Origin of the sequence: Solihabitans fulvus (assembly GCF_008386585.1) — a bacterium.
In the GTDB taxonomy this organism is placed as follows: Bacteria; Actinomycetota; Actinomycetes; order Mycobacteriales; family Pseudonocardiaceae; genus Solihabitans; species Solihabitans fulvus.
In genome coordinates this window covers 13,342-34,001 of record NZ_VUOB01000011.1, presented here as the reverse complement: position 1 = coordinate 34,001, position 20,660 = coordinate 13,342, and the positions used below count along the sequence as shown (strand labels likewise).

24 protein-coding genes are annotated in these 20,660 nt (G+C 70.8%); 11 read left to right on the top strand and 13 right to left on the bottom strand.

The window, feature by feature from the left end; all coding sequences use genetic code 11:
* Positions 1 to 35: 35 nt before the first annotated feature.
* Together F0L68_RS07800 and F0L68_RS07795 are read right to left on the bottom strand one after the other, a co-directional pair.
* Positions 36 to 710 carry a hypothetical protein gene (locus tag F0L68_RS07800; protein ID WP_149848798.1) on the bottom strand — a complete coding sequence of 225 codons (675 nt, stop codon included), beginning with the start codon at positions 708 to 710 and terminating at the stop codon, positions 36 to 38.
* 194 nt (positions 711 to 904) lie between these two features.
* Positions 905 to 1,798, bottom strand: coding sequence for an NAD(P)-dependent oxidoreductase (locus F0L68_RS07795; RefSeq protein WP_149848797.1), 894 nt, complete (start codon positions 1,796 to 1,798; stop codon positions 905 to 907).
* 92 nt (positions 1,799 to 1,890) lie between these two features.
* Between F0L68_RS07795 and F0L68_RS07790 the strand changes: the two genes are divergently transcribed.
* Both F0L68_RS07790 and F0L68_RS07785 read left to right on the top strand, forming a co-directional pair.
* Positions 1,891 to 2,370, top strand: a complete 480-nt coding sequence (locus F0L68_RS07790) for a MarR family winged helix-turn-helix transcriptional regulator (protein ID WP_149848796.1) — start codon at positions 1,891 to 1,893, stop codon at positions 2,368 to 2,370.
* 169 nt (positions 2,371 to 2,539) lie between these two features.
* Complete coding sequence (locus F0L68_RS07785) at positions 2,540 to 4,852, top strand: HelD family protein (RefSeq protein ID WP_149848795.1); 2,313 nt, start codon at positions 2,540 to 2,542, stop codon at positions 4,850 to 4,852.
* 47 nt (positions 4,853 to 4,899) lie between these two features.
* Here F0L68_RS07785 and crcB read toward each other — a convergent pair whose 3' ends face one another.
* The 4 genes from crcB to F0L68_RS07765 are packed head-to-tail and all read right to left on the bottom strand — an operon-like array spanning position 4,900 to position 6,536.
* Positions 4,900 to 5,256, bottom strand: a complete 357-nt coding sequence (gene crcB, locus F0L68_RS07780) for a fluoride efflux transporter CrcB (RefSeq protein ID WP_149848794.1) — start codon at positions 5,254 to 5,256, stop codon at positions 4,900 to 4,902.
* Positions 5,253 to 5,597, bottom strand: coding sequence for a DUF190 domain-containing protein (locus tag F0L68_RS07775; RefSeq protein ID WP_149848793.1), 345 nt, complete (start codon positions 5,595 to 5,597; stop codon positions 5,253 to 5,255). Before F0L68_RS07775 ends, crcB begins: the two co-directional genes overlap by 4 nt.
* Positions 5,594 to 6,028 (bottom strand): fluoride efflux transporter FluC, encoded by a 435-nt coding sequence (locus F0L68_RS07770; protein WP_149848792.1) that lies wholly within the window; start codon positions 6,026 to 6,028, stop codon positions 5,594 to 5,596. The genes F0L68_RS07775 and F0L68_RS07770 overlap by 4 nt, the downstream gene beginning before the upstream one ends.
* A 7-nt stretch (positions 6,029 to 6,035) precedes the next feature.
* Positions 6,036 to 6,536, bottom strand: a complete 501-nt coding sequence (locus F0L68_RS07765; RefSeq protein WP_149848791.1) for a MarR family winged helix-turn-helix transcriptional regulator — start codon at positions 6,534 to 6,536, stop codon at positions 6,036 to 6,038.
* Positions 6,537 to 6,678: 142 nt separating this feature from the next.
* Between F0L68_RS07765 and F0L68_RS07760 the strand changes: the two genes are divergently transcribed.
* From F0L68_RS07760 to F0L68_RS07745, 4 genes are all read left to right on the top strand, one after another.
* Positions 6,679 to 8,085, top strand: coding sequence for an MFS transporter (locus F0L68_RS07760; RefSeq protein ID WP_149848790.1), 1,407 nt, complete (start codon positions 6,679 to 6,681; stop codon positions 8,083 to 8,085).
* A 177-nt stretch (positions 8,086 to 8,262) separates the two neighbouring features.
* Positions 8,263 to 9,072: an SAM-dependent methyltransferase gene (locus F0L68_RS07755; protein WP_188316448.1), complete on the top strand. Its 810-nt coding sequence runs from the start codon at positions 8,263 to 8,265 to the stop codon at positions 9,070 to 9,072.
* 19 nt (positions 9,073 to 9,091) lie between these two features.
* Positions 9,092 to 11,218, top strand: coding sequence for a putative bifunctional diguanylate cyclase/phosphodiesterase (locus tag F0L68_RS07750; RefSeq protein WP_149848789.1), 2,127 nt, complete (start codon positions 9,092 to 9,094; stop codon positions 11,216 to 11,218).
* An 82-nt stretch (positions 11,219 to 11,300) separates the two neighbouring features.
* Positions 11,301 to 11,843 (top strand): hypothetical protein, encoded by a 543-nt coding sequence (locus F0L68_RS07745; protein WP_149848788.1) that lies wholly within the window; start codon positions 11,301 to 11,303, stop codon positions 11,841 to 11,843.
* On the opposite strand, the gene F0L68_RS07740 is transcribed toward F0L68_RS07745, so the two are convergent.
* Together F0L68_RS07740 and F0L68_RS07735 are read right to left on the bottom strand one after the other, a co-directional pair.
* Complete coding sequence (locus F0L68_RS07740) at positions 11,840 to 12,541, bottom strand: GNAT family N-acetyltransferase (protein WP_149848787.1); 702 nt, start codon at positions 12,539 to 12,541, stop codon at positions 11,840 to 11,842. The two genes, F0L68_RS07745 and F0L68_RS07740, sit on opposite strands and share 4 nt — an antisense overlap.
* Positions 12,542 to 12,545: 4 nt before the next feature.
* Entirely contained in the window at positions 12,546 to 13,463 is a 918-nt protein-coding gene (locus F0L68_RS07735) for a DMT family transporter (RefSeq protein ID WP_223198581.1), read from the bottom strand.
* Positions 13,464 to 13,533: 70 nt separating this feature from the next.
* On the opposite strand from F0L68_RS07735, the gene F0L68_RS07730 reads away from it, so the two are divergent.
* The 3 genes from F0L68_RS07730 (at position 13,534) to F0L68_RS07720 (ending at position 15,403) form a co-directional block, all read left to right on the top strand.
* On the top strand, positions 13,534 to 14,400 hold the full coding sequence (locus F0L68_RS07730) for a LysR family transcriptional regulator (protein WP_149848785.1): 867 nt from the start codon (positions 13,534 to 13,536) through the stop codon (positions 14,398 to 14,400).
* Positions 14,401 to 14,477: 77 nt separating this feature from the next.
* On the top strand, positions 14,478 to 14,960 hold the full coding sequence (locus tag F0L68_RS07725; RefSeq protein WP_149848784.1) for a MarR family winged helix-turn-helix transcriptional regulator: 483 nt from the start codon (positions 14,478 to 14,480) through the stop codon (positions 14,958 to 14,960).
* Entirely contained in the window at positions 14,957 to 15,403 is a 447-nt protein-coding gene (locus tag F0L68_RS07720) for a winged helix DNA-binding protein (protein ID WP_149848783.1), read from the top strand. The genes F0L68_RS07725 and F0L68_RS07720 overlap by 4 nt, the downstream gene beginning before the upstream one ends.
* Before the next feature lie 71 nt (positions 15,404 to 15,474).
* Here the strand turns inward: F0L68_RS07720 and F0L68_RS07715 are convergent, their stop codons facing one another.
* Both F0L68_RS07715 and F0L68_RS07710 read right to left on the bottom strand, forming a co-directional pair.
* On the bottom strand, positions 15,475 to 15,681 hold the full coding sequence (locus tag F0L68_RS07715; RefSeq protein WP_149848782.1) for a DUF397 domain-containing protein: 207 nt from the start codon (positions 15,679 to 15,681) through the stop codon (positions 15,475 to 15,477).
* A gap of 11 nt (positions 15,682 to 15,692) precedes the next feature.
* Complete coding sequence (locus F0L68_RS07710; protein WP_149848781.1) at positions 15,693 to 16,532, bottom strand: Scr1 family TA system antitoxin-like transcriptional regulator; 840 nt, start codon at positions 16,530 to 16,532, stop codon at positions 15,693 to 15,695.
* Positions 16,533 to 16,673: 141 nt separating this feature from the next.
* Between F0L68_RS07710 and F0L68_RS07705 the strand changes: the two genes are divergently transcribed.
* Positions 16,674 to 16,928 carry an HC3 family zinc finger protein gene (locus tag F0L68_RS07705; RefSeq protein ID WP_188316447.1) on the top strand — a complete coding sequence of 85 codons (255 nt, stop codon included), beginning with the start codon at positions 16,674 to 16,676 and terminating at the stop codon, positions 16,926 to 16,928.
* Entirely contained in the window at positions 16,925 to 17,785 is an 861-nt protein-coding gene (locus tag F0L68_RS07700) for a helix-turn-helix domain-containing protein (RefSeq protein WP_188316446.1), read from the top strand. Before F0L68_RS07705 ends, F0L68_RS07700 begins: the two co-directional genes overlap by 4 nt.
* On the opposite strand, the gene F0L68_RS07695 is transcribed toward F0L68_RS07700, so the two are convergent.
* The 3 genes from F0L68_RS07695 to F0L68_RS07685 are packed head-to-tail and all read right to left on the bottom strand — an operon-like array spanning position 17,751 to position 20,546.
* The gene (locus F0L68_RS07695) at positions 17,751 to 19,118 is read right to left on the bottom strand and encodes an NAD(P)(+) transhydrogenase (Re/Si-specific) subunit beta (protein WP_149848778.1); all 1,368 of its coding nucleotides are present in this window, start codon (positions 19,116 to 19,118) and stop codon (positions 17,751 to 17,753) included. The two genes, F0L68_RS07700 and F0L68_RS07695, sit on opposite strands and share 35 nt — an antisense overlap.
* Positions 19,118 to 19,423, bottom strand: coding sequence for an NAD(P) transhydrogenase subunit alpha part 2 (locus F0L68_RS07690; RefSeq protein ID WP_149848777.1), 306 nt, complete (start codon positions 19,421 to 19,423; stop codon positions 19,118 to 19,120). The genes F0L68_RS07695 and F0L68_RS07690 overlap by 1 nt, the downstream gene beginning before the upstream one ends.
* Positions 19,424 to 19,427: 4 nt before the next feature.
* A complete protein-coding gene (locus tag F0L68_RS07685) occupies positions 19,428 to 20,546 on the bottom strand; it encodes a Re/Si-specific NAD(P)(+) transhydrogenase subunit alpha (RefSeq protein ID WP_149848776.1) in 1,119 nt (372 codons plus the stop codon).
* Positions 20,547 to 20,660 lie beyond the last annotated feature (114 nt).

Genomic DNA, 20,660 nt, shown 5'->3' with positions numbered 1-20,660 from the left:
GCATCGTGCCGAGAAGATTCACAACCAGGGTGAGGTCAGGGCCGGGCGTGGTCGGCGTGCCTTGGCACGTACTCGTCCTCGCGCCGGGCCAGCGGGATCACCGCGCGGGTGGGATCGGGCCTCGGCGGCCGGGTGACGTAGGGGCGGACCAGCCCGGCCAGCGCGAGACCGGGGGCGAGCAGCGGCACCACGGCGGTCAGCGCGGCCGCGGTCACCCCGGCGCGCAGCACGTCCCGTGGGATTAGCACGGTTCTGCGCAGTACCAGGTGGCGCCGGCGCAGCACGGACAGCACGACGAGCGCCGCGACGAACACGAGCATGGTCAGCGCGGCTCGGTGCACGGCCGCGGCGTAGCCGATGCCCTCCCCTGCGGTGAGCACCGCGAGCCAGCCGAGCAGGGCCGGCAGCTGCGCGCGCTCGGAGGTGCCGGCCCACAGCAGCCCCGCCGCGATCGCGAGCCACGCCCACAGCCCGTGCCGGCGCGGGTCGCGCAGCCAGTCCGTGCTGTCGTCCAGCCAGCCAGCCGGGATGCCGGCCCAGCTCACCGCGCCCCGCAGCACGCCGAGCGGGGAGTGCTGCTGGTGGCGCAGCTGCGCGAGGATCCAGGCCAGCGCCCACGCGGAGACCAGCACGCCGAACACCAGCTGCCAGCGCGGCCGATCGACCGCGGCCCGGCAGAGCCTGGCTACTTCCCGTCGCTTCGCGTCCATGGACAGCTCCCGACCGCAGAGTCCCCCTGGGGACACGCCTACCCTGCCGTGATCGTGCGGCCGGCAAGGCTTGGGGCGCGCGAAACCAGCTGTTCGGTGGCGTGCCGACCCGCCTGGCGGACACGGTCCGTAGCGGTTTTCTCGAACGGCTACACCGAACGCGCGATCCGGACCGATCGGACATTGGCCAGGTGTCAGCGGCGGAGGCCGGCGAGGAGCTCGTGCACCTGGTAGACGCCGCTGTGGTCGTCGTCGCCGTGGCCGAGCGAGCAGAGCGCGGAGTAGAGCTGCTCGACGACGGCCGTGACCGGCAGCGGAACCCCGGCATCGCGGGCCTCGGCGAGCGCGAAGCCGAGGTCCTTGAGCTGGTTGACGGCCGAGCCGCCCGGCGTGAAGTCGTGGTTGAGCCACTTGTCCCGCTTGACCTTCAGCGCCTGGCTCCCGGCGAGCCCGCCGTCGAGGATCTCGACCACGACGGCCGGGTCGAGGCCGCTCTTGACCGCGAGGGCCAGCGCCTCGGAGATGGCGGTGAGGTTGGCGGCCACCACGATCTGGTTGCACGCCTTGGTGAGCTGGCCTGCGCCGAGCGGGCCGAGGTGACGCACGGTGGTGCCAAGTGCGGCGAAGAACGGCTGGAGCCGCAGCACGTCGGCGGCGTCCCCGCCGACCATGATGCTGAGCGTGCCGGCGTCCGCGCCGATGTCGCCGCCGCTGACCGGCGCGTCCACCAGCCGGACGCCGTGACCGGCGAGGCGCGCACCGAGTTCGCGGACTCCGGTCGGGGACACGGTGCCCATCACGACGAGCAGCGGCGCGGCGACCTCGGCGCGCCGCCAGCCGGCGAGCAGCCCGTCGTCGCCGGCCAGCACCTGGTCGACCTGCGGCAGGTCGGGCAGCACCGTCAGGACGACCTGGCCCGCCGCGTCCGCCGGGGTCGCGACGGATCGGGCGCCGGCCGCGCGCGACTCGCCGTCCCGGCCGGGGGTGCGGTTCCACACGGTGACCGGAAAGCCGGCCCTGGCCAGGTTGCGCGCCATCGGGCGCCCCATCGCGCCGAGGCCGAGCACCGAGATCGGGTCGTGCTGCATGACCGCATCCTGGCGCGGGCGGTGTGCGCCGGCAAGGCGTCGCACCGGTTCGTGGGGCGCACCCGATCGTGCGGAATACCTATGATGGGCCGATGTCCACGCAGCCGCGGCAGGCCGAAGGCGATCAGGGCCTGCCGACGCAGCTGCTCCAGTTCCCGAGCTACCTGATGCTCCAGCTGACCAAGGAGTCCCGCCGGATCGCGGGCCTGCTCGGCGACGAGGACCTCCGGGTCACGCACGTGACGGTGCTGGCCTGTCTCGCGGAGTTCGGCCCCGCCTCCCAGAAGGAGATCAGCGCGAGGCTGCGCATCGACGCCAGCGACCTGGTGTCGCTGCTCGACGACCTGGAGAACGCGGGGTTCGCGAGCCGCACCCGTGACGAGCGGGACCGGCGGCGGTACACCGTCGACCTCACCACGGCGGGCCGGCGGGCGCTGCGTCGCCGCCTCGGCATGGCCGAGCGGCTCAACGAGCTGCTGTTCGCGCCGCTGAGCGAGCAGGAGCGGACGCAGCTGCACGACCTGCTGTTGCGGTCCTTCCGGCACCACGACACGCAGCGGTCCGGCGGTTAGGTGATTCGGACCGGGAATCAACACCGGGCCTGAAACGTCACAGTAGTGGACGCAAGTAGGCGCAGAACCCGAACAGGCTTGATAGACTCACTGTTCGCGATCGTCAGCAGTGCGCAGAAAACTGAACGAGAAACTCGACAAGAAAAAAGCTAGCAAAAGGTGGGGACAGTTGTCAAGCCCTTCGCACGGCCAGGAAGACCAACTCGGCGACGTCGAGTTGGAACAGGAATACGTGTCAATGCTCTATGGCCGGCTCGACGACCTCCGTGAATACACCTCGAAGCGGCTGTCGGAAGTGCTGCGCCAAACCGGCGGCACTCCGCAGGCGCGCACCGAGCGGGACGCGTCCACCTCGATGTACTCCGACCAGCTCACCCAGCTCAGCGCGGTCGAGAACGGCCTGTGTTTCGGCCGGCTCGACTTCGAGGACGACGGCCGCTTCTATATCGGGCGGCACGGACTGTTCGACAAGGACAAGGAATACGAGCCGCTGTTGATGGACTGGCGCGCCCCGGCGGCGCGTCCGTTCTACCTGGCCACCGCGGCTTCGCCGGAGGGCGTCCGCCGCCGCAGGCACATCAGGACCAAGCGGCGCACGGTGGTCAGCCTCGACGACGAGGTGCTCGACCTGACCTCGGCCGCGCAGGGGCGGCGCGAGGGGTTGACCGGCGAGGCGACGCTGCTCGCCGCACTGAACGCCAGCCGAACCGGCCAGATGAGCGACATCGTCGCGACCATCCAGGCCGAGCAGGACCGGATCATCCGATCCGGGCTCAACGGCGTGCTGGTCGTGCAGGGCGGTCCCGGCACCGGCAAGACGGCCGTCGCGCTGCACCGCGCCGCCTACCTGCTGTACACGCACCGCAGGCAGCTGGCCAAGCGCGGCGTGCTGGTGGTCGGGCCGAACGCGACGTTCCTGCACTACATCGGCCAGGTGCTGCCCTCCCTCGGCGAGACCGGCGTGCTGCTGTCCACGGTCGGCGAGCTGTACCCCGGGCTGACCGCGACCGGCGCGGAGTCCCCGCACGCCGCCGCGATCAAGGGCCGGATCGAGATGGCCGGCGTGGTCGCCGCCGCGATCAAGGACCGCCAGCAGGTGCCGACCGAGAAGCGGCCGGTCGAGGTCGAGTTCGAGCAGGACGTGCTGCGGCTGGACCGGCGCACCTGCACGCAGGCGCGGAGCAGGGCACGGCGCTCGCGGCAGCCGCACAACCAGGCGCGGCGGCTGTTCGTGCGGGAGATGATCTCGGCGCTGGCCGGCCAGGTCGCCAACCGGCTCGGCCGGCACCTGCTCGACCAGGCCGACCTCGACGACATCCGGCGCGAGCTGCGCGAGGACGAGAAGGTGCGGGCGGCGATCGACCGGCTGTGGCCGGTGCTGACCCCGCAGGAGCTGCTCGCCGACCTGTTCAGCTCCCCGGCCAGGCTGGCCACCGCGGCGCGGCACCTCAGCGAGGAGGAGCGGGCGCTGCTGGTGCGCGAGCCGGACGCCGCGTGGACGCCGGCCGACGTGCCGCTGCTGGACGAGGCGGACGAGCTGCTCGGCGAGGACGACGAGGCGATCAAGGCGCGGCAGGCCAGGGAGCGCCGGCAGGAGATCGACTACGCGCAGGGCGTGCTGGACATCCTCGACCTGGACGACGAGGCGGACCCGGAGATGCTGCTGGCGACCGACCTCGTCGACGCGGCCGGGCTGGCCGACCGGCACGAGAACCGCAGCCACGAGACCGCGGCCGAGCGGGCCGCCGCCGACCGCACCTGGACGTTCGGCCACGTCATCGTGGACGAGGCGCAGGAGCTGTCGGCGATGGCCTGGCGGACGCTGATGCGGCGCTGCCCGAGCAAGTCGATGACGGTGGTCGGCGACATCGCGCAGACCGGCGACCTGGCCGGCACGACGTCGTGGTCGGAGGTGCTCAGCCCGTATGTCGCCGACCGTTGGCGGCTGGAGGAGCTGACCGTCAACTACCGCACGCCTGCCGAGATCATGGCGGTCGCGGCGGACGTGCTGGCCAGCGTCGACCCGGCGCTGGTGCCGCCGACCTCCGTGCGGGAGACCGGCGTCGCGCCGTGGCACCGCAGGGTGGAGCCCGCCGACCTTGCGGCGACCCTGCCCGGCATCGTGGCGCGCGAGGCCGCGGCCGTCGGCGAGGGCAGGCTCGCGGTGCTGCTGCCCGGCGGGAGCATCGACTCGCTCGGCGCGGCGATCGCGGCTGCGGTGCCCGACATCGCGGTCGGCACGCAGCCGGACGGGCTGGAGACCAGGACGGTGCTGCTCACCGTCGGCCAGGCCAAGGGGCTGGAGTTCGACGCGGTGCTGATCGTCGACCCGGACACCATCCTGGCCGAGTCGGTCAGGGGCCGCAGCGATCTGTACGTGGCGCTGACCAGGGCGACGCAGCGGCTGGGCGTGGTGCACACCGACGAGCTGCCGGCGCTGCTCGGCGGCCTGCACCCGGCCGACGACGTCGAGGCGGCCTAGACAGCATGGAGGGTCCCTTCAGGACGTTGGTGTCCTGAAGGGACTCTTCATGACGCGAGCGCGTAGCCGAGGGAGGCTGCGGCCAGGGCGGCGACCAGGCTGATCAGGACGTTGAGCGCCGCGTAGAAGTAGGACTTCTGCTCCACCAGGCGGAAGGTCTCGTAGCTGAAGGTGCTGTAGGTGGTCAGCCCGCCGCAGAAACCCGTGCCCAGCAAGGAAAGCAGCGATCCCGGCAGCGCGCTGCCCGCGCCGACCAGCAGGCCGAGGATCAGGCTGCCGACCACGTTCACCGCGAGGGTGCCAAGGGGGAACACGGTGTCGTGGCGGGACTGCACGGCCCGGTCGGTGAGGTAGCGCAGCGGGGCGCCGACGGCGGCCCCGAGAAAGACGAGCAGCGGTGTCACTCGATGGACTCCCGCGCGGCGTATCGGACGACTTCGACCTCGTCGAGGATCGCCATGCCCTCGCTGACCAGCTCGTCCAGCTGCGGCACGAAGGCGCGGACCTTGTCCTCGGTGTCCACGATGACGACCACCACCGGCAGGTCCTCGCTGAGGCTGAGCAGCCTGGTGGTGTGGATGCGGGAGGACGCCCCGAATCCCTCGATGCCGCGCAGCACGGTCGCGCCCGCCAGGCCCGCGTCGTGCGCCCGGCGCACGATCTCGTGGTAGAGCGGCTTGTGGTGCCAGGTGTCGTCCTCGTCGACGAAGATCGACAACCGCAGCGCCCGACCGACCAGCGTCATGGTGCTCCCGCCCTTCTCGGCCGCCGCGCCGCGCGTGTGGCCCACCGAGCGAACCAGACGCCGAGCAGTACCGCCAGCAGCGCGCAGGCCATGGCGGAGGCCAGGTAGCCGAAGGCGAGGAGCGCCGAGCCCGGCCGGAGCAGGCCGCGCACCTCCACGGCGTAGGTGGAGAACGTGGTGAAGCCGCCGAGGACGCCGACGCCGAGGAACGGCCGGAGCAGGTAGTGCCCCGACCACACCTCGGTGATCAGCACCATGAGCACGCCGATCAGCGCGCAGCCGACCGCGTTGATGACGAAGGTGCCGACCGGGAACCGTCCGGGCAGCGTGGGCAGCAGCTGGGCGACGCCGTAGCGGGCCAGCCCGCCGAGCCCGCCGCCGACGGCGATCGCGCCGAGGATGGCTCGTTGACGGGATGTGTTGCGCGCCAAGGGTTTCTCAGCCGTCCAGCAGATGGTCGACGAGCCGGTCAAGGGCGGGCAGGGCGCGCACGACGGCGGCGCGTTCGCGCGCGCCGAGCCGGTCCAGCGCACTGCCGATGCGCTGCTCGTGGCCGCGCTGCCAGGCGGCGAGCTTGTCGTGCCCTGCCTCGGTGACGGTCAGCCGGGCGACCCTGCGGTCGGCCGGGTCGCCGTTGCGCGCGACCAGGCCGCTCTCCATGAGCTGGCTGATCAGGCCCGAGACGGTGTTGGGGGCCAGCCGCAGCGCGGCGGCCAGTTCGCCGACCCGCATCGGCGGCCGCTCCGCGAGCGTCTGGAGCAGCTCGACCTGCGCCATCGGCAGGGACTCCCACGGCCAGTCGGAACGGATGCTGGTCCGCAGCGCGCGGCGCAGCCGGGTCACGACCTCGGTGAGCGTTCTTGCGTCGCCCGCGGTGGTGTCTTCCAGCTCGGCGGGCGGCGCGACGTCCAGCGTTGCTTCCGAGGTTCGCTCTGGCATGACCCAATGCTACTGACCGTTTACCCGGTTTTCGCCGGAAACCACCTGGCGGGACGCCGCAGGCCCGCAGGTGAGCAACGTCTCCGCAGCAGACTATGTCGGTGGCAGATATATTCGGATGGTCGAGCCGTTGGGAGGGGACATGGCCATCCAGGAGACGTCCCGCGCCGCGCGCGGATGGCGCTGGTTCGTCGTGGAGTCCGCCCGGCCGACGCGCATCGCGGCCTGGCCGGGCGCGCCGTGGCTCGCGGTCGCCACGGTCTGCTTCGGCGCGTTCATGGGACAGCTCGACGCAAGCATCGTCACGCTCACCTTCCCCGCGCTGACCGAGCAGTTCCACGCCCCGCTCGCCGCCGTGGAATGGGTCTCGCTCAGCTACCTGCTGACCCTGGTCGCGCTGCTGGCCGCCGTCGGTCGCCTCGCCGACGTGTTCGGGCGGAAGCTGGTCTACATCTACGGATTCGTGGTGTTCACCGCCGCATCGGTCGCCTGCTGCTTCGCGCCGACGCTCGGCGCGCTGCTCGCGTTCCGGGTCGCCCAGGCGATCGGCGCGGCCATGCTCCAGGCGAACAGCGTCGCCCTCGTCGTCACCAGCGTGCCGAGGACCAGGATGCGGGTCGCGCTCGGGGTGCAGGCCGCCGCGCAGGCGCTCGGCCTCGCCGCGGGGCCGACGCTTGGCGCGCTGCTGGTGAACGGCCTCGGCTGGCGGTGGGTGTTCGGCATCAACCTGCCGATCGGCCTGATCGCCATGACGGCAGGCCACTACCTGCTGCCGCGCAGCCGGCAGCTCTGCGCCCGTGGCCGGTTCGACCTGCCCGGTCTGCTGCTGCTCGGCGTCGCCACCACCGCCGCGCTGCTCGCGCTGTCCGGGGTGTCCGGGCTCGGCCTCGCGCCGGCCGCGGCGCTCGGGCTGGTCGCGGCCGCGGTGGCGGCGGGCTGGCTGTTCCTGCGTCGGGAGCGCCGCGCCGCGCAGCCGCTGGTCGACCTCGCGCTGCTGCGGGCCCGACCGGTCGCGGCCGGGCTGGTCGGCGCGCTGTGCGGCTACCTGGTGCTGTTCGGCCCGCTGGTGGTGGTGCCGTTCGCGCTGGCCGCGCCGGGCGGCTCGGCGATGCGGGCCGGCCTGGTGCTCACCGCGCTGCCCGCCGGCTTCGCCGTCGCCGCCACGCTCGGCGGATCACTGCTGCCCAAGCGCTGGTCGGACCTGACCCGAGGGCTGCTCGGCGCGTCGGTGAGCGCGGTCGCCCTCGCCCTGCTGGCCGTGTTCCCGTCGGCCCCGGCGACGCTCGCCGCGCTCCTTGCCGTCCTCGGCCTCGGGCTCGGGGTGTTCACGCCGGCCAACAACACCACGGTGATGGCGGCGATCCCGGCGGCCGGGGCCGGGGTCGGCGGCGGGCTGGTGAACATGACGCGGGGGCTCGGCACGGCGCTTGGCGTCGGCGTGTGCACCCTGGCGCTGCACCTGTCCCCCGCCGACGGGCCGAGGATCGCGTTCGCCGCGCTGGCCGTGGCGGCGCTGCTCGGCGCCGCGTCGACGCGCGCAGCCGGGTGACGTGGCCGGCCCCGGTGCGGGGTCCGGGCCGCCGACCCGGTGGCGAAACGTGCACGAACCGCGTGACCCGGTGGCCCGCGTTCAGCCGAACGGGGTAGATGAGACTCCCACCCCTGCCGCGAACAACACTCGGATCAGTAATCTCACCGTCACCGAACGAAACTGAGGTGGGTGGTCGTGATGGAACGCGTGGCCTGGGTGCCGGACGACGTCGACGAGGGACTGCCGAGCGCCGCTCGGCTGTACGACTACCTGCTCGGCGGCGGGCACAACTTCGCGGCGGACCGCGAGCTGGCGGCGAAGTTCCTCAAGGCACAGCCCAACGCCAGGAACATCGCGCGGGAGAACCGGGCCTTCCTGCGCAGGTCGGTGCTGTTCATGATCGAGTCCGGAGTGCGGCAGTTCCTCGACCTCGGCTCCGGCATCCCCACTGTCGGCAACGTGCACGAGATCGCGCAGAAGGCCGACCCCGACGCCCACGTGGTCTACGTGGACTACGAGGAGGTCGCGGTCGCGCACAGCAAACTGCTGCTGGAGAACAACGACCGGGCCACCATCGTCCAGGCCGACCTCACCGTGCCCGAGAGCATCCTCGAGCACCCCGACACCAGGGCGCTGCTCGACTTCGACCGTCCGATCGGCGTGCTGACCGCAGGCGTGTTCCACTTCGTCTCCCCGGCCAAGGAACCCAAGCGGATCGTGGCCGCCTACCGGGACGCGGTCGCGCCGGGCAGCTACCTGGCGATCTCGCAGTTCACCGCCGACTTCATGCCGGAGGAGATGGCCGGCATCGTCGAGGTCATGAAGAACAGCAGGGACCCCATGTTCCCGAGGTCCTACGACGAGATCCTCGACCTGTTCGAGGGTTGCGACGTCGTGGAGCCCGGCGTGGTCGCCACCCCGCTGTGGCGGCCGGAGTCGGTGACGGCGGCGAGTGACGAGCCCACCAGGGCCGGGATCTACGCGGGTGTTGGCCGCAAACGATAGCCGCTGAACTCGGGATGGCATGACACCTTCTGGCGAGGGCCAGCAGCCGCACGACGCGCGTCGTCAGCGGCGGCTGGCGCTTGCCCGCGCCTGGGCGGCCGCGGTCGCCGACACGACGTACGTGCCGATGTCGCCGCGCGAGATCGAGGAGTACCTGCTCGCCCTCGTCGACCGGATCGGCGACGCGCTGTCCGCCGAGCCGTTCGACCCCGAGCCCGTCGCCGAGATCGGCACGCTGCTCGTGCGGGCGCACTTCTCCGGCCCGGAGACGCTGGAACGCACTCTGGACGTGCTCGGGCGGACGCTGCTGTTCAACCCGGAGACGGGCCCGGTCGACCGGCTGGCCGAGCGGGTCGTCACCGTGCTCGGCGCGGTCGCCTCCGGCTACGCGACGGCCATGCGGCAGGACGCGTTCGACCAGCAGGAGGAGATCAAACGGGCGTTGCTGAACGCCAAGAACGACGTCGAGCGGGTGCTGAAGGTCAGCGAGGCCCGGTTCCGCCAGGTGTTCGCCACGTCCGCGGTCGGCATCGCGATCACCGACCTGACCGGCCGGTGCGTCGAGGCCAACGCGGCGCTCGCCGAGATCCTCGCCACCGAGTCGAGCAGCCTGGTCGGTCGGCAGTTCGACGAGCTGCTCTACGCCACCGACACCGACGGCCTGCACGCCATCTACCGGGACCTGGTCGACGGCGTGCTCGACACCTACCGGGAGCGCGGCAGGCTGCGCCGCGACGACGGCGAGACCGCGTGGGTCTACCTTGCGGTGTCGGTACTGCGCGACGCGGACGGCAATCCGACGCACCACGTCACGATGGTCGAGGACATCACCGAGCTGCACCTGCTCGCCGACCAGCTCAGCCACCAGGCCCTGCACGACGCGCTGACCGGCCTGGCCAACCGGCAGTACTTCGCGTCGCGGCTGGAGTCGGCGCTCGGCAGCCCCGCCCCGATCACGCTGTACCACCTCGGTCTCGACGCGTTCTCCGTGGTCAACCACGGACTCGGGCACGACGTCGGCGACCGGCTGCTCAAGATCGTGGCCAGGCGACTGGAGGCCGCGGTGCAGGGCGAGCGGGCGCTGGTGGCCAGGATCAGCGGGGACGAGTTCGCCGTGCTCGTGCAGCACTCCCCCACCACGCCGAGTGTGCTGGACATGATCAGGATCCTTCAGGACGAGCTGGCCGAGCCGGTGTACCTGGACGACCAGGGCGTCGCCGTGTCCGCCGGCATCGGCGTCGTCGACCAGCCGCCCGCCGGCATCGAGATCGCGGACCTGTTGCGGGCGGCCAACTCCGCGCTGCGGCGGGCCAAGGCCAACGGCAAGCGCCAGTGGTCGATCTACGAGCAGCGCGAGGACGAGGCTGAGCGCGTGCGGTCCCGGCTCGCCGCCGTGCTGCCCGGCGCGTGGGAGAGCGGTGAGATCTCCGTTGCGTACCAACCGATGGTGCGGCTGACCGACGGACGGATCGTCGGCGTCGAGGCGGTGATCACCTGGGAGCACGCGGAACACGGCGTCGTGTCGCCGAGGGACTGCATGCGGCTGGCCGAGGACACCGGGCTGTCCCTGCCCATCGGGCTGTGGGCGCTCGAGGCGGCCTGCGGGCGGGCCCGCGAGTGGCAGGACCTGTTCGGCGACGGGGCGCCGACGCTGTGGCTCCGGCTCACCCCGCTCCAGTCCGGCGACGCCGACCTGGTCGGCGCCGTGCGGCAGACGCTTGCGGACACCGGGCTCGGCCCGTCGGCCGTGCGGATCGCCCTGGACACCGGTGCGGTGCTGGCCGAACTCGGTGACGCGGCGGACAACCTGCGCGTGCTGGCCGACACCGGCGTCGGCACCGCGCTGCACGAGTTCGGTGGGGCGCACCAGGAACTGGGTCTGTTGGTGGAGTCCAAGACACAGGCGCTGCTGCTCTCGCCGGCCGTGGTGCGGGAGATCGTCGGCAACACCCCGGCGTTGCGCAGGGCGCTCGGCGAGATGGTCTCGGTCGCGCACCTCGCCGAGGGCGTCGTCGCGGCCGCCGGGATCGACACGGCGGAGCAGGCGGACCGCTGCCGGTCCATCGGCGTCGACCTCGCCCAGGGCGCGCACTTCGCGCCACCACTACCACCCGAGCAGATCCCCGCCCTGCTCAACGGCGTCTGAGGGGACTCTCAGGATCTCAGCGACCTCTCAGTGATCACGCTGGACGATCTTCCCCGAGTACTGATCGACCGGGGAGGAAACCGTGTCAGCACAACGCCTGTCGACCGAACGTCCCGTGCCGCGCTGGGCGGTCGTGACCGCGCGCGCGATCCCGTTCGTCGTGCTGCCGCAGAGCCTGTGGCGGCTGCCGTTCGCCTTCGGCTTCACCATGGGCATGGTCGAACCGAACGCGCCGGCCATGCCAGAGTGGGCCCCGTACTACGTGTTCGGCCTCAGCCTGCTGTCCGAGGGGCTGGCGCTGCTGTCGTTCGGCCTGGTGCGCGGGTGGGGCGAGGTCGTGCCGGCGTGGCTGCCGCTCATCGGCGGAAAACGCGTGCCGCCGTTCGCCGCGATCGTGCCGGCCGCGGTCGGCGGCCTGGCGCTGACTGTCCTGTGGGGCGGGCAGCTACCCGCCCGCTTCCATCTCCTCGGTCTGTCCAGGGTCGGCTTCGCCAACGGTTGGTGGGATGCGCTGGCGACCGTGTGCTCCTCGCCGCTGACACTGTGGGGTCCGATGCTGCTCGCGGTGACCTTCGCCTACTACCAGCGCCGCTGCCGACCGGCCACCGCAGCCCTGACGGCCTAGCCGCTACCGTTGGACAGCACGACTTTGTTCACCAGTTCGTCCGATTCGGACAGCCCATAGTGGACCAGATAGAGCGCGAGCACGAGGCGGGTCAGCTCGTCCTCGTCCGGAGTCGGCGCGCCCGCCGCGCCCGCGCCCATCAGCAGCATGGGCAGGCCGCCGCCGTGCTCGTTCTCCAGGTCGGGCATCCGGTAGTCGGCGACGGGCAGCAGCGTCGCACCGAGCCGTCGGTAGAACGCGATCCGCCTGGCGCGCAACAACTGCTCGTCCCGGTCGACGTCGGCCTCGGCGGGATCCTCGACCTCCAGCAGCAGGTTGGGCGGCTCGGACTTGGTGCCCAGCTTGCGGAACATCGCACGCCACAGCCGGCCGCCGAGGCCCTGCCCGCGCCGCGCGGCGGTCACCGCGAAGTAGCGCAGGAACAGCCAGTGCCCGTCGTACTCCTCGCCGAGACCGCACAGCGAGACCATGCCGAGCACGTCGCCGCCGTCGACGAGCGCCCAGGCGACGTCGCCGGCATCGGGCTCGACCAGATCGGCGAAGGGCACCCGCTCGCCGGCGGGGAACGCCTCCTCGTACAGCCACCGTGCCTGGTCGACCTGCCCGCCGAACAGGTGCGCGAACGGGATCAGCGGAAACTCGGCCGAGGGTCCGCTTCCTGCCGGCTGGTCGATCTGGTCGATCTGGTCAGCGGTCATAACCTCATGCTATGTCGACTCGCTTGGCCCGCCCAAAGGCCGGGACTCCCCCACGGCTCAACACCACCCCGGCGAGGATGAGCACGCCGCCGACAACCACCGGCCAGCCAACGGGTTCGGCGAGAATGAGCACGCCGAGTGCGGTTGACCACAGCGGGGACACATAGGTGACGGTGGCGGCGACGGTCGGGCCCGCCGCCCTGATCACCTGGAAGTTCATGATGTAGGCGAAGCCGGTGCCGGCGGCGCCGAGCAGCAGCAACGCGCCGGCCGCGCCGAACCCCGGCCATTTCGGCAGCCCGCTCAGCGCCGGCACGACGAGCGCGAGCTGCACCGCGGCGCAGGTGATCTGCATCGTCGACAGCACCGTGGCCGACTCGCCGCGCCCGGACAGGAACCGCCGCGTGTAGGCGAACCCCGCGCCGTAGCAGACGGTCGCGGCGAAACAGGCCGCGCCGCCGGCAAGGCCGCCGCCGGCTCCGTCCCAGACCCGCAGGACCACGAGCACGCCGAGGAAACCGGTGGCGAGGCCGACCAGCCTGGCGCGGTTCGGGTGCTCGCCGGGAAGCAGCAGCAGCGCGAACACCAGCGTGCTCAGCGGGGTGGCCGCGTTCCAGGTGCCGGCCACGACGGAGCTGACCATGGTCTCGCCCAACGGGAGCAGCGTGAACGGCACCGAGTTCAGCAGCACCGCGACGACCGCGACGTGCAGCCAGACGCGCGGGTCGCGGGGCATCGACGCGCGCTGCGCGGCGCAGACCAGCCACAGGGTCAGCGCGCCGAACAGGCATCGGCACAGCGCGACCCAGGCGGGCGGGACACCCGCGTCGACCGCGATCTTGATCAGCAGGAAGCTGGCGCCCCAGATCGCCGACAGGGCAAGGAATCCGGGCAGCCAGCCGCGACCGGTCGACGATGTCATGACCGCAACCCTGCTCGATGGGGCATCATGCGTCCAACAAGTCGTGCTCATCGGCCCATGAGAGTTGCTCATGATCCTGAACCTGGCCCAGCTCCGCTCGTTCGTGGCCGTCGTGGACGAGGGCGGCTTCGGCTGCGCCGCCCGCGCGCTCGGCATCAGCCAGTCCGCCGTGTCGCACGCGGTGGCCGCGCTGGAGCGAGTGCTCGGACACCAGGTGCTGACCCGCGTCGGCGAGCCGAGCCCGACGGAGTTCGGCGAACGCGTCCTGGCGCACGCGCGCAGCGCGGTGGCCGCGGCGGCCGCGATCAGGGACATCGCCGACGAGCAGGCGGGCCTGCCGACCGGGACCGTGCGGCTCGCCGCGCCGCCGACGGTGTGCCAAAGCCTGCTGCCGCAGCTGATGAAGCGCTGGCAGGAGCGGTTCCCGAACGTGCGGATCCGGGTGTTCGAGGGCGAGGACGACGAGGTGGCCGAGTGGCTCGGCCAGGGAGTCGCCGACGCGGCCGTGCTGGTCGACCCCGAGCCCGCCGCGGGCGTGCTGCTGGCCGAGGACGCGTTCAAGGCGTTGCTGCGCAGCGATCATCCGCTGGCCGGCCAGGACGAGATCGATGTGCTGGACCTGGACGACGACCCGTTCCTGTTGTCCTGCGGGGGATGCGAGCGCCACATCCGCGAGATCTACCGGCAGGCGCGGGGTCGGTTGACGCCGACCCACCGCGTGCACCAGCTCAGCACGCTGCTGGCGATGGTGCGGGCCGAGGTCGGCGTCAGCATCACGCCAGGCCTCGTCGGCAGCGTGCTCGATCCGCAGCTGGTGCTCGTGCCGCTGCGGCAACGGGTGGTCCGCCGCCTGGTGCTCAGCGGTCCGTCCCAGCGCCCGTGGCACCCGGCCGTGCGGGCGCTGGTCGAGGACGCGCGGGGCCTGGCCGCCGCGTAGCGACCGATCGCGACCTCGCTTCGGGCGTTCGCGAGAAAATAGTAGCCATGTACATAGTAGCCATGTACGGTATCGATGTGAGTTCAGCAGCTGAAGGCGCAACGGCGGGGTTCCTGGTCTGGCGCCTGTCGATGAAGGTGCGGGTGGCCGTCGACCGGGCGGTCGCGCCGCTGGGCCTGACCCATGCCCAGTACTCGTTGGTGGCGTCGCTGTACGGCATGCAGCGCTCCGGGCTGCGTCCCAGCCAGCGTCAACTCGCCGATCACACCGGGCTCGAACCGCTGTACGTCTCCAAGCTCGCCCGCGCCCTGGAAGCCGCCGGACTCGTCGTCCGCACCCGGGACCCGAGCGACTCGCGCGCCAGGCAGCTGTCGCTCACCGAGCAGGGGCGCGACGTCACACACCGCGCGATCACGGTGGTCCGAGCGCTGGTGGACCAGTTGCTGGAGCCGCTCGGGGGACCGGACAGCCCGCGCGCCCGGCAGTTCGCCGGCGAGCTGACGATCCTGCTCGACGCGCCGCTCGACGCACACACCGAAAACGAGAAGGAGCAGTCATGACCACTGCGACACCTACGCTCAATGCTCGAGTCATCGCCCTGTCACACAATGCCGCGCGTGCCCTCCTGGACGGTGCGCTGGCCCGCCATGGCACCACGTTCCACCAGAATGTGACGCTCCGGGTCGTCGTGGTCGCGGGCGGTTCCATCGGCCGCGATGCGCTCGTCGCCGACGTCACCGACTCGCTGAAGATCGACGGGTCGGTCGTGCGCGGCGTGGTCGAGGAGCTGACGGCCTCGAGGCTGCTGGAACAGGACCCGGCGGAGGCGTCCCGGATGCGGCTCACGGACACCGGACGGACGCTGTACGAGAGCACCGCCGCCGAGTCCGCCACGATCGCCGCTCGGCTCTACGCCGACATTCCGGCCGAGGACCTGGCGATCGCGGGCCGCGTATTGACACTGATCACGGACCGGGCGAACGCCGATCTTGCCGGCGCCTGAGGCAAGAAACCCTGGCGGGGCACCTGGTACGCACGAGGTGCCCCGCTTGGTGTCGAGTCTCGGTTGCCGCCTCAGCGCTGGTCCAGCTCACCAGCCTTGACCAATGCCAGGAAACCGCCGAACGCGGTCGCACTGAACGCGAGGGCTCCGGCGTCGCGGCACTTGGTGTCCCGAACCGCCACCCGTGACGCCACCTGCGCCAGTTCCACGCAGTTCTGTGTCCCGCCGCTGCGTGACGACGTCCGCCAGCGTGCGCCCGTGAAATCTGGAGTGAGCATCCTGCAACCTCCTACGCCAGCTCCCCAATCCTCTGGGTGATCCTCTCCATTGTTCGCTGCTGACTCAAGGTGGTTGCGCGCAGGTTCTCGAACGCCAGGTCGTAGATGCGGGCGTGCTCTCCGCCGAGATAGTCCGTCGCTGTCAGACCCTCGATGAAGACGATGCCGGAGCGGCCTTCGATCAGCGTGACGATGCTGAAGGCCACGCCGTGCGACGCATGCGCGCCACCGTCGAAGGGCACGACCTGAACACAGACGTGCGGTAGTTCAGCCAGTTCGCGGACCTGCTCAAGTTGCGCGCGCAGCACGGCGGGTCCGCCGATCTCCCGACAGAGCGCCTCTTCGCCAACCACCAGCCACAGCCGAGGTGCGTTCGGGGACTTCATGCGTTCCAGGCGCTTCGTTCGATCTTCGGCCATCCGATCGACATCGGCCGGCGAGACGGTCACCGATCGAGCGAGCACCGCACGGGCGTAGTCGGCAGTCTGCACTGTGCCAGGGAAACAATCGGCGTTGAAGATCTTCAACTCGGTGGCGGCACGTTCCAGATTGACGTACTTGACCCCGTGGGCTGGCACGCGGGCGGGTGGGAGCTTTCTCCGGGCGTCAACCGAGAGTTGCCGAAGTTTCGCCGCATGATCGGCCGGGATCTTGTACAGGCGAACGGCTTTGTCCAAGTCCTTGTCGGTGACCTTCATGTCGCCTTGTTCGATCTTCGACAGCTTGCCGGTGTACCAGCCAAGCGCCTTGCTGGCGTCGGCGTTGGACAACGCGGCGGCATCCCGCGCGTCGCGTAGATCCGCGCCGAGCAGGATTCTCTGAACCACGGGACCGGGATCGGGTTCGGTCATGCGGGCAGTCTGCCCTAACGCGATCACGGGTCACGGTAGTTCGCCCTTTCAGGTGTATGCATGACCGGAGAAGCTTCTACTTGCATTTCTAGTGCTAGTTTCGGCGGACCGTCCACTCCGGCGAGCACCGGAAGGTTCCCGATGATCAACCTCCACGCATGGCAGGAGGCTGCCGGCCGACTGCACGCCATCAGCCTCGTCGACTATCCACTCCCGCCGCGCCCCGACGAAACCATCGACACTCTCTGCGGCCAACGGATCACCCTCACCCGCGCCGACTTCCGCGTCTTCCCCGAATACCAACCACACAAAACCACCTGCTGGAGCTGCGACGGCGAATGGCGCCGCCTGGAAGGCCTGCCACCCCACCCCGCACTCACCGGATCCACCTCATGACACCCGAACCACGCCCGAAGCTGGAACACACCTACCAACAACGCCAGTTCGGCCGCTCACTCCGAAACCTCCGCGAACACGCCCGCATCGACACCACCGAAGCCGCCCTCCGCACCAAGATCGACGTAGACAAACTCAACCGCATCGAACGCGGCCAACCCCCCACCCACCACGAACTCACCACCATCCTCGACACCTACGGCCTCCTCTACGACGACTGGCAGCCCTACATCCACCAACTCGACCACAACCGGCAACGCGGCTGGTGGCGCACCCACGGACTCCCCCGCACCCACTTCGCCGGCATCGAACACGACGCCACCACAGTCCGCGAATACCAACTCGGCCTCATCCCCGAACCACTCCAGACCGAGCCCTACATCCGCGCCATTCTCGCCGCCTCCCGACGGCCACACCACGCACACGAATCCGCCATCCGACTCCGCCGGCAACAACGGCTCACCGACCACAACCCTCGGCACTACCACGCGATCATCGACGAAGCCGCCCTGACAATCCCGTTGCCGGACAACAGAATCATGCGCGACCAGCTCCGGCACATCCTCGCCATGGCCGCCCTGCCGAACATCACCATCCAAATCCTGCCCCGCTCGGCCGGTCCGCACGGCGGACGCAAGGGCAGCTTCCAGCTCCTAACCTTTCCGGCACCGGAGACCGATGTCCTGCTGCGCATACCGCACGTCGGCGGCGAAATCTACGTCGACAACCAGGACGACACCGCCACCGCGCGACACCTCTTCGACCACCTGACCGCGCTCGCCCTCAGCCCTGAGGCATCGCGCCGGTGGATCGACGAACACCTCAGAGCTGTTTCACCGCGGCCAGCAGCTTGGTGACGGAGTCCTTGGCGTCGCCGAACAGCAGCGTCGTCCTCGTGCTGTAGAGCAGCTCGTTGACCACGCCGGCAAAGCCGGGACGCATGGAGCGCTTGAGGAACACCACGGCTCGCGCGCGGTCCACGTCGAAGATCGGCATGCCGAAGATCGGACTGGTCGGCTCGTCCCGTGCGCCAGGGTTGACCACGTCGTTCGCACCGACGACCAGGGCGACGTCGGTGCTCGGCAGCTCCGGGTTGACCTCGTCGAGCTCCTTGAGCTGCTGGTAGGGCACATCCGCCTCCGCCAACAACACGTTCATGTGGCCGGGCATCCGGCCGGCGACCGGGTGGATGCCGTAGGTCACCGTGACCCCGCGCGACTCCAGCAGTTCCACCATCTCCCGCACGGCGTGCTGCGCCTGCGCGACGGCAAGCCCATAGCCCGGCACCACGACGACGGTGTGCGCGTAGCCGAGCATGATCGCGATGTCCTCGACCGTGCCGGCGCGCACGCTGCGAACCTCCTCGGCGACCGCGGCGGGCCCGGTCGCGGTGAACGCGCCGAACAGGATGTTGGTCAGCGGTCGACCCATCGCCTGCGCCATCAGCCTGGTGAGCAGCGTGCCGGACGCGCCGACCAGCGTGCCCGCGACGATGAGCAGGGTGTTGCCGAGCACGTACCCCGAAGTCGCCACGGCCAGCCCGGTGAACGCGTTGAGCAGCGAGATGACGATCGGCACGTCCGCGCCACCGACCGGCAGCACGAACAGCACGCCGAGCACCAGTCCGGCCAACGCCAGGCAGAACAGCAGGCCGTTCGACGAGGTCGCGAGCACGGCGACGGACAGCGCGACGGCGGCGATCCCGATGCCGGAGCTGAGCTGTCGGCCCGTCGGCAGCAGCACCGGACGGGTGGTCATCAGCTCCTGGAGCTTGGCGAAGGTGACCAGGCTGCCGGTGAAGCTCACCGAGCCGATCAGCACCGTGAACACGGTCGCGAGCCGGAACGGCACCGAACTGGGCGCGCCGGAACCCAGGAACTCGGTGACCGCGACCAGCGCGGCCGCCGCGCCGCCGACCCCGTTGAACAGCGCCACCATCTGCGGCATCGCGGTCATCTTCACGACCCGCGCGGCCGGCACGCCGATCACCACGCCGACCGCGATGACGCCGAGAATCACCGGTCCATTGTGGAGTGTTCCGTCGGCGAGCACGGTCAGCACGGCGAGCGCCATGCCGGCCGCGCCGAGCAGATTGCCCGCCCTGGCGTAGCGCGGAGTGCTCAAACCCTTGAGCGCCAACACGAAACACAGCGCGGCGACGAGATAGGCGAACTGGGCCCAGGTCGACATCAGCGGTCACCGCCCTTACCGCGCGCGGCCGACCGGAACATCTCCAGCATGCGGTCGGTGACGACGAAACCGCCGACCACGTTCACGGTCGCCAGCAGCACCGCGGCGAGGGCGAGCCCTAGTTGCAGTCCCGAGTCCGCGCGACCGGCGATGAGGATCGCGCCGACCAGGATCACGCCGTGAATCGCGTTGGCGCCCGACATCAGCGGCGTGTGCAGGATCGTGGAAACCTTGGACACCACTTCGAAGCCGACGAACGCGGCCAGCACGAAGATCGTCAGCAGGTCGACACCGGAACTCGTCATCGCGTCACCCCAACAGTTCCCTGGTCGGTGCGTGGCGGATCTCGCCGTCGTGCGTGAGGCAGCAACCCGCCAGCACCTCGTCGCCGAGATCGGGCGCGATCCGGCCGTCCTTGGTCATCAGCAGCACCAGGTTCGCCACGTTGCGGGCGTAGAGCCTGCTGGCGTGCATGGGCATCGAGCTTGGCAGGTTGCGCGCGCCGTACACCAGCACGTCGCCGTGCCAGGTCTCCTCGCCGGCGACCGAGGCCGCGCAGTTGCCGCCGGACTCGGCCGCGAGGTCGACCACGACCGAGCCCGCCGGCATCGTCTTGAGCATGTCCCTGGTGACTAGCACGGGAGCCCGCCGACCCGGCACGGCCGCGGTGGCGATCACCACGTCCGACGCGGCGACGTGCTCCCCGATGAGTTCCCGTTGCCGGTCAAGGAACTCCTCCGACTGGGCGGTCGCGTAGCCGCCCGCGCCCTGCTGCGTCTCCAGCCCGAGTTCGAGGAACCGCGCGCCGAGGCTGCGGACCTCCTCGGCGGCCGCGGCCCTGACGTCGTACGCCTCCACGACCGCGCCGAGCCTGCGGGCCGTGGCGATCGCCTGTAGTCCGGCGACACCGGCGCCGAGCACCAGGACCCTGGCCGGCCGGACCGTGCCGGCCGCGGTGGTGAACATCGGGAAGAACCTCGGCAGCCGCTCGGCGGCGACCAGCGCGGCGCGGTAGCCGGCCACCAGTGCCTGCGAGGACAACGCGTCCATGCCCTGCGCCCTGGTGATTCTCGGCAGCAGGTCGAGGCTGAAGGACGTGACGCGGCGATCGCGCAGCACGCGCACCAGGTCCGGTTCGGCTGACGGGGACAGGAAGCTGATCGTGACATCGCCCTCGCGCAACCGGGCCGCCGCCGCGAGCTCGGGCGGCTGCACTGACGCGACGGCCTCGGTGTCGCCGGTCGGATCGTCGGTGACCACGGTCGCCCCGGCGGCCTCGTAGGCGTCGTCGGCGGCATAGGCGTGCCGCCCGGCGCCGGCCTGCACCACCACGTCCAGCCCCGCGCCGACCAGCATGGTGACGGTGTCGGGTGTGCAGGCCACCCGGCGCTCGGTCGGCCGGGTCTCCTCCGGTATTCCAATTCGCACAATGGATCACGGTAGTCCACTGATTGTGATCTAGTACACACTACTTTCGTACTGCACCAGACGGCCGTCCGCCGATCATCTCAGCGAGCCCCGCCAACTCGCCCGAGGCCGAAT